Origin of the sequence: Plasticicumulans sp., assembly GCF_035331805.1 — a bacterium.
Lineage (GTDB): Bacteria > Pseudomonadota > Gammaproteobacteria > Competibacterales > Competibacteraceae > Plasticicumulans.
The window spans coordinates 12,802-14,542 of record NZ_DAOLKE010000063.1 but is presented as its reverse complement, the minus strand read 5'-3'; the positions used below and the strand labels follow the sequence as shown (position 1 = coordinate 14,542).

1 protein-coding gene is annotated in these 1,741 nt (G+C 67.9%); it reads right to left on the bottom strand.

The window, feature by feature from the left end; genetic code table 11:
* Positions 1-621: 621 nt before the first annotated feature.
* Positions 622-1,741, bottom strand: a 1,120-nt coding sequence (locus tag PKE44_RS06870; protein WP_324549398.1) for a HAMP domain-containing sensor histidine kinase, incomplete at its 5' end; no start/stop codon positions are given.

The window sequence follows — 1,741 nt, the reverse complement described above, 5'->3', positions numbered from 1 at the left end:
GCGGACAGGACGACGGGGCAGCGGGGGACGGCGAGGCTCGGGGGACGCGGACATGACACTTCCCTGTGGTGCGATGCATCAGAAGCGCAGTCTAGTCGGTGTACGGATGACGGGCCAGTGTAGCGGCCGGTATCCACTGGCAGGGCGGGATCGTCAGCATCCCGGAGCGGTGGAGGATGCAAGTGACTGAATCAAAAAATTTTAATGAGGCTCAGGGCCGCAAGCCGGCGTCATGCGCCGACGGAGGAGCGGCCGGATTGCCAGGCAGGGTTGTCAGCCCGGCCTGACGGTTCAGATTTTTTCATGCGCGCATCAGGCCAGATGGTTTGTGCAATGCAGCATCGGCGGGCAAACTGGCTTCGGCATCCTACCCGGATGTCGCTTCTCCTCCTTTGGTGGTTGTTTTGGCCCGGGCCGTCCCGGGCCTTTTTTTGTCCGGTACAAAAAAGTTCAGGCCAGCGTGAATATCCGTCGTTTGCCGCGTGTGCCGCGCGTGCCGACACTATTCCCCGACATCCGCGTGATGTTTCTCTTCTCCTCCTTTGGTGGTTGCTTGAGCCCGGCTTCGATGCCGGGCTTTTTTTTGGAGGGGCGCGCAGCCGGGGAGGAGGACGGTCCGGCTCAGGCCGCGGACGGCAGCGGCAGCTTGACCGTGAAGGTGGTGCCGGTGCCGACGTGGCTGTCGACCGTCAGGATGCCGCCGTGCAGGTCGACGATCTGGCGCGTGATGTTCAGGCCGATGCCGGTGCCGGGGATGCCGACCGCGGTGCTGGCGCGGAAGAACTTCTCGAACAGCCGCGGCATCTCCTGGGCCGGGATGCCGACGCCGTGGTCGCACACGCGCACGACGAGGCGCGTGGCATCGGCAAAGGCATGCACCTCGATCTCGTCGGCATCGGGCGAGTACTTGACGGCGTTGCTGAGCAGGTTGGCGAACACCTGTTCGAGCAGGCCGGCGTCGCCGCTCATGCTGGGTGGCAGCGCCTCGAACCGGCAGGCGATGCGGTGGTGCGGGGCGAGTTCCTGCTGCTGCTGGCAGACGCGCGTCAGCAGCGCCGCGGGGTCGACCGGTCCGGGCCGGTAACTGACCGTGCCGCTTTCGAAGCGCGCGACATCGAGCGTCGAGTCGACCAGATAACCCATGCGCGACACGGCCGCGCGGATCCTGCCGATGCGCTCGACCAGTTCGGTCCGCGACAGGTTGTCGGCGCGGCGCAGGATGCGCTGGGCGGCGCTGTCGATGATCGCGAGCGGCGTGCGCAGCTCGTGCGAGGCCATGTACACGAACTGGCGCTGCATCTGGTGCATGCGCTGCTGGTGGGTTTCGAGCGCCTGCAGGCGCTCGCGGGCCAGCGTGTCGATGTCCTCGTACAGCGCCCGGTAGCGCTGCTGCGAGGCTTCGAGTTCGGCGACGGTCCGGCGCAGCGCGCGGGTGACCAGCGTCAGCGCCAGCAGGTCGCAGACCGAGCGCGCGAAGCCGAGTTCGTCGATGCCCCAGACGCGGGCAGCCGCAGTGCGCCGGCATTCGAGCTGCAGCAGCCCGTGCAGCGTCCGGCCGCTGCTGATGCCGAGCACCAGCACCGAGGCGCCGGCCTCGGAATCCGGCGGCGCGAGCGCCCGCCACTCGGCGAGGGCCTGCGCGTGGCGCGGGTCGCTGCCATCGAGCAGCATCTGCGCGCGCAGCGTGCCGACGAAGCCCGGGCAGTCGCGGGTATCGAGCGCAGGGCCGTCGTGGTCGTGG